At 62.8% G+C, this 6,254-nt stretch carries 4 protein-coding genes; 2 read left to right on the forward strand and 2 right to left on the reverse strand.

From position 1 onward, the window contains the following. The first annotated feature begins 76 nt into the window (after nucleotides 1–76). On the forward strand, nucleotides 77–595 hold the full coding sequence (locus V6M52_RS12025) for a MarR family winged helix-turn-helix transcriptional regulator (RefSeq protein ID WP_332688153.1): 519 nt from the start codon (nucleotides 77–79) through the stop codon (nucleotides 593–595). A gap of 720 nt (nucleotides 596–1,315) precedes the next feature. Here V6M52_RS12025 and V6M52_RS12030 read toward each other — a convergent pair. Together V6M52_RS12030 and V6M52_RS12035 are read right to left on the reverse strand one after the other, a co-directional pair. Next, nucleotides 1,316–2,248 (reverse strand): DNA-binding response regulator, encoded by a 933-nt coding sequence (locus V6M52_RS12030; RefSeq protein ID WP_332701192.1) that lies wholly within the window; start codon nucleotides 2,246–2,248, stop codon nucleotides 1,316–1,318. After that, entirely contained in the window at nucleotides 2,241–5,618 is a 3,378-nt protein-coding gene (locus V6M52_RS12035; RefSeq protein ID WP_332701193.1) for a hybrid sensor histidine kinase/response regulator, read from the reverse strand. Before V6M52_RS12035 ends, V6M52_RS12030 begins: the two co-directional genes overlap by 8 nt. A gap of 244 nt (nucleotides 5,619–5,862) precedes the next feature. On the opposite strand from V6M52_RS12035, the gene V6M52_RS12040 reads away from it, so the two are divergent. Beyond that, the coding region (locus V6M52_RS12040) for a transporter substrate-binding protein (protein ID WP_332701194.1) at nucleotides 5,863–6,254 on the forward strand (392 nt) is incomplete at its 3' end.

Consider the following 6,254-nt stretch of genomic DNA (forward strand, 5'->3'; position numbering starts at 1 on the left):
ATGCCCCAGGCCCAAGGCCTTGGCAAACCACAAAGGCTGGGGGATAAGACATCAACGGCGTCCTGATGGGAAGACAATGGCAGCGAACCAAAAAAATGTCAACATAGCTGACATAAATTCCGCCCCGCCCGGCGGCGAGGCCCTGCCCCTCGACATCATGGGCCTGTTCTTCTTCGCCTATCGCGACTTCACCGGCGACGCAGATGCCCTGCTGGAGCGCCAAGGGTTTGGCCGGGCCCATCACCGGGTGCTGTACTTTGTCAATCTGCGGCCCGGCATGCCGGTTGCCGACCTGCTCGATATCCTCAAGATCACCAAGCAAAGCCTGGCGCGCGTGCTACGGCAATTGATCGACAATGGCTATATCGAGCAGAAGACCGGTCATGCCGACCGCCGTCAGCGCCTGCTCCATGCCACCGACAAGGGCCGGCAGTTCTTCGGCACCCTCTCGGCCAGCCAGGCCAGCCGCATCAACGACGCCATTGCCAGCCTCCCCCCCGATTCCCGCCGCGTGGTGACCCGCTTCATGGTCGGCATGGTCGACCCAGCGGACCGCGTGGTGCTCGACCGGCTCAACCTGACGACAGGGCTCTAGCGCTCGCAACCGGTGCACAAGAAAAAGGGCGCGAAACCGAAGTTTCGCGCCCCCACCGGAGACACCACAAAGGAGCGTCAGCCTCTGCAGCAGTCCACCGATCGCTTGGCATTCGCGGAGGGAGGGAGCGAACACCAAAACCGGGTCGGAGGTTCGTAGCGACCATCCGGTTCGGTCGGATAACGGGGCTACCCAACAAGGGTTCCCAACAAGTGGATCTGTGATCGGGAGGACCGCGAAGGGCCTCGCTTGCATCGGCCGGCGCGGCCCGGAGGGCAAAGCGGCAGCGCGAAACTAAAAGCCCCACGCCGTTGCCGGCGCGGGGCCGAGGTAGTCGGTGCAAACGACCTCTGCCGAAGTAAATCCTTCGGTGCAAGGAGTTTAGCGCAAAGCCATCCACCGGTCACCCACCTCAATGACCGACATCCACCGGCTTCGCTCGCCTGCTCAAACACTGGGCAGCGGCATAGAAGACTGCCCACGGAATTGGCAATCCGCCAGCAACGAGACTGGGCTGCTACCCGCCTACGCCGCCCCATAATCCAATTGAATCAATATCTTAGTTGGGCCGCCCCCTGCTGGCATATCCTTTGCAATGAGCTTGGCGGTGCAAACACGTCTGTCGCGAAGCATGATCATCAGCCTCAGGCGGCGACGTCCGAAGCTGATGATCCGCTCGCAACGCGGGCCCTTCTGCCGACGTCCACTACCGCTGGCCGATCACATTTCCAGCGGCGACTGCAGGATATGGGTCGCCTTGATCGCTGCCGAGGCGCGGTTCTCCACCCCGAGCTTGGCGTAGACCTGCTCGAGATGCTTGTTCACCGTGCGCGGGCTGAGACCCAGAATTTCCCCGATATCGCGGTTGGATTTGCCCCGCGCGATCCACAGCAGAACTTCGCCCTCGCGCTGGGTCAAGCCGAAATGCTGGCGCAGGCTCTCATCCTGGTTCTCGCCGCCCGAAGCGATCAGCCTGAACAGATGCTCGTCAGGCCCGATTGATCCGAGGCAGACCAGCTGCAGGCTGTTGGGACTCTCCGGATCGAGTGGAAAACTCTCCCCGGTCATGTCACCACTCATCGAGCGATCGGCCATCCAGTTGCGCACGCGCTGGGATACCCACAGGACCGCGGCCCCACCCGGCCCCGTGGCCTCCAGCAACCGGCTCGCCTGCGGCGTCGACCAACGTACTTCCCCGCTCCGCGCAATGGCCATCAGATGCCGACCCGCCGCATCCAGCGCCACTCGTGCGCTCTGTGCCGTCCGCGCGTTGGCAAGGTGCACCCGGATGCGGGCGCGCAATTCGTCGAGATTGATTGGCTTGGTCAGATAGTCGACGCCGCCGCTTTCGAGCGCATGCACCACATGCTCGGTCTCGGTGAGCCCGGTCATGAAGATGACCGGGACATGCGCCACGCCTGACGTCTGCTTGAGGCGCCGGCAGGTCTCGAAGCCGTCGAGCCCAGGCATGACTGCATCCATCAAGATAATGTCCGGCGTGATCCGCCCGGCGACGGCGAGGGCGGCCTCCCCGCTGGTGGCAACCAGCACCGTCACGCCCGCCTCCTCCATCGCCGTGGTCAGAAAGCCCAGGGCCTCCGGCGAGTCGTCGACGACCAGAACGATGTCCCGCGCCTGCATGATGTCAGTCATGGTCGCTCATGTTCTGTAGCACCTCGGTATAGCCGGCAAAATCATAGGCCTCCATGCGCTCTCGCAGAATATCGACCAAAGGCCCGTTGCCCGGATCCGTGGCCAGTTCGGCCAGCTTGGCGTCGATGCCGCGCACATAGCCGATCTGCCCCAGATTGAGCAATTCGCGCAAGTGTTCGGGCCCGGGCGACTTGAGCGCCGCACTCTTGCGTCGCTGCGCTCCTTTGGGGCGTGCCGTCTTTTCTTCCACCCATTCGAGATCGAGATGGGCTTTGATCCTGTCGAGTAACTGCAGCATGCTGAACGGCTTGGCGATGGCGTCACTATGCCCGGCATCGCTGTTGGTTCTGGCTGCGCCGTCCCCGATATTGGCCGAGAGCATGATTATCGGGGCCGTTTGACCCGCCTCCCGCAGCCGCTCCACCAGGTCCCAGCCGCTCATTCCTGGCATCAGAATGTCGATGAAGAACAGGTCTGGCCGGATCGCCTCGGTCAGGGTCAGGCAGCTCGGACCGTCGATCGCGGTCAGCACGATGAAATCCAGCGGCTGCAGCATCTCGCGCATCAATTCGCGATGCTCTGCATTGTCGTCCACCACCATGATGGTGCGGCGCCGCCCGGCATAGGTCTTGATCTTGCTGTCGCGCGAGCGCACCGATGGCCGGTCGACCTTGGCCAGCATCAACCGCACCTGAAACACCGAGCCCTCGCCCAGCCGGCTCTCCACGGTGATTTCGCCGCCCAGCGTCTCGGTCAGCAGCTTGGTGATGGTCAGCCCCAGTCCCAGTCCCGGCGACAGCTTGTTGCGCTCCGCCTGGCCACGCACGAAGGGCTCGAACACGTGCTCAATGTCCTCCGGACCGATGCCGTGGCCGCTGTCGGTCACCCTGAATGTCGCCACCTGGCTACGATAGCCGACGTTGAAATCGACAAAGCCCTTGTCGGTGAACTTGATGGCGTTCGACAACAGGTTGACCAGGATTTGCCGCAGCCGCTTCTCGTCGGTTCGCACATATTGCGGCAGATTGGGCGCCCGGCGGTGACGGAATTCCAGCCCCCTCGCCTCCGCCTGCAGCCGGAACAGGTCGACGATCTGGTCAAGGAAATCGTGGACGTTGATCTCGTTGGAATAGACTTGCAGCCGCCCCGCCTCGATCTTGGAAATATCGAGCAGCCCATCGATCAGGCCCGACAGATGCTCGGCGCTGCGGCGGATGACCTTGATCGAGCCGCGTCGGGCTGGCGGCACGTCATCGTCGCGTTCCAGGATCTGCGCATAGCCCAGCACCGCATTGAGCGGCGTGCGCAATTCGTGGCTGAGCCCCACCACGTAGCGGCTCTTGGCCTGATTGGCGGCCTCGGCCATTTCCTTGGCCTTCTGCAGCGCTGCATCGGTCCGGCTGTGGGCCGCAATTTCCTTGAGCAGCAGCGTATTCTGGCGCGAGCTTTCTTCCTCGGCCACCAACCGGCTGTCCTGCGCCAGCACCAGGAACCACGTGACGATGCACGCCACCACCACGAAGACGAAGAACACCGCGGCAATAGTGCCGCCCACCACATCGGCGGTCTCGGGGGCCGCGCGCGAAGCAAAATAATAGATCATCCCCAGGATGGCCCCGATCAGCGCCATCGCCAGCCCGGCCGCCACGCCGTAGCGGCCCAGCCTTGTCTGTAGCTTTTCGTTGACCCAGACCGGCAGGATGCTGGCGGCAACGATCCGCATCTGCGCCTTGAGGTTGGCATTGGGCTTGCAGAGGTCGTGGCAGCGCGCGTCCAGCGAGCAGCAGAGCGAACAGATTGGCGCCGCATAGGCCGGGCACCAGGCCATGTCCTCGGGCTCGAACGGGTGTTCGCAGATCGAACAGGTGACCGAACTCCGTTCCGCCCACTGCTTGCGCGGCTTGCGGGCCAGATAGTATTTGCCCTTGGTCGCATAGGCGATCGTCGGCGAGGCGATGAGCGCCACGACCAGCGCTATATAGGGCGCCAGCGCCGAAGCCATCGGTCCGAACACACCGAAATGGGCCACCAGCGCCACCAGCGCCGAAAGCGTCATCGCCCCCAGCCCGACCGGATTGATGTCGTAAAGGTGCGCCCGCTTGAATTCGATGCCCGGCGGCGCCAGCCCCAGCGGCTTGTTGATGAACAGGTCCGCCGAGATCGAGCACAGCCACGCCATGGCGACGATCGAGAAGATCGTCAGCGTCGCCTCCAGCAGCTTGTAGATGCCCAACTCCATCAGCAGCAGCGCAATGGCCACATTGAACAGCAACCACACCACACGTCCCGGATGGCTATGGGTCAGCCGCGAGAAGAAGTTCGACCAGGCAAGCGAGCCGGCATAAGCATTCATCACGTTGATCTTGAGCTGGCTGACCACCACGAACACCGCCATCAGGATCAGCGCCAGCGTCTCGTTGGGGATCATGTAGCCGAAGGCGATCGCATACATCTGGGCCGGCTCGGCGGCATGCTCGGGCGCAACCCCGGCCGACAGCACCAGCACGGCCAGGAACGACCCGGCCAATAGCTTTGGCGCCCCCACGATGACCCAGCCCGCCCCGGCCAGGAACACACCCAGGCGATGCCGCTTCTTCTTGGCCTGGTCCTCGGCCGGCAGGAAGCGCAGGAAGTCTACCTGCTCGCCGATCTGGGTCATCAGCGCCAGGATCACCGCCGAAGCCGCCCCGAACTTGGCAATATCGAAGGGCGACATGCTGCCCGGTGCCGCCGCCGCTTCCCCGACGCCGGCAAAGGCCAGCCACAGGTCGAACTTGCTCCAGTCGAGAAAGGCAATGAACACCAGCGGCAGGATGTTGAGCACGATCCAGATCGGCTGGGTCAGCAACTGGAACTTGCTGATCAACCGCACGCCATGCGTCACCAGCGGAATCACCGCGACCGCACTGATGATATAGCCCAGCCAGAGCGGCAGCCCGAACGCCAGTTCCAGCGCGCTCGACATGATCGAGGCCTCGATGGCGAAGAGGATGAAGGTGAAGCTCGCATAGATCAGCGAGGTGATCGTCGAGCCGATATAGCCAAAGCTGGCGCCACGCGTCAGCAGGTCGATATCGACGCCATGCCGGGTCGCGTAGCGCGAGATCGGGATACCGATGAACAGGATCGCAATGCTCGCCATGACGATGGCGACGATTGCATTGGTGGTGCCATAGGACATAGTGATGGCACCGCCGATCGCCTCAAGCGCCAGAAACGAGATGGCGCCGATGGCGGTCTGGGAGATGCGCTGAGTAGAAAACTGCCGCGCCGACTTGGCGGTGAAGCGAAGCGCGTAGTCCTCGAGGGTCTGGTTGGCGACCCAGCGATTGTACTCGCGCCTGATGGGGATAATTCGCTGCCGCGCCATCGACTCTGTCTAAATTCTCGCCAATTCGTGTGGCTGCCCAAAATCGTGCCGCCGACCTGTTTAGCACGGAAATACCGGGAGACACGCGGTTTCTTGGCACAACTGCCTTGCGGCCTGCGCCCCCCCTTCGCCCGGTTACGTCAATCGACGTATATGGACTTGGCCCCATCCGTCCCAGTGTTGCCACCCGTGACCGACGCCTCCCCGGTATTGGTGCATTGGAATGTTTTGAGGGATCAAACAGATGAACAAGAATATCGCACGCGGTGCGACACTCGCCGCCGCTATGGCCGGCGCGATGACGGTGTCGATGGTTCCGGCGATGGCGCAGGAAACCATCAAGGTCGGCGTCCTCCATTCGCTTTCTGGCACGATGGCGATTTCCGAAACCACGCTGAAGGACACTATGCTGTTCCTCATCGAGGAGCAGAATAAGAAGGGCGGCCTCCTGGGCAAGCAGCTCGAAGCTGTCGTGGTCGACCCAGCCTCCGACTGGCCGCTCTTCGCCGAAAAGGCCCGCGAGCTGATCGAAGTCAACGGCGTCGCCGCCGTGTTCGGCTGCTGGACCTCTTCCTCGCGCAAGTCGGTTCTGCCGGTGTTCGAGGAACTGAACTCGATCCTTTTCTACCCCGTGCA

This window comes from Devosia sp. (assembly GCF_036676215.1).
In the GTDB taxonomy this organism is placed as follows: Bacteria; Pseudomonadota; Alphaproteobacteria; order Rhizobiales; family Devosiaceae; genus Devosia.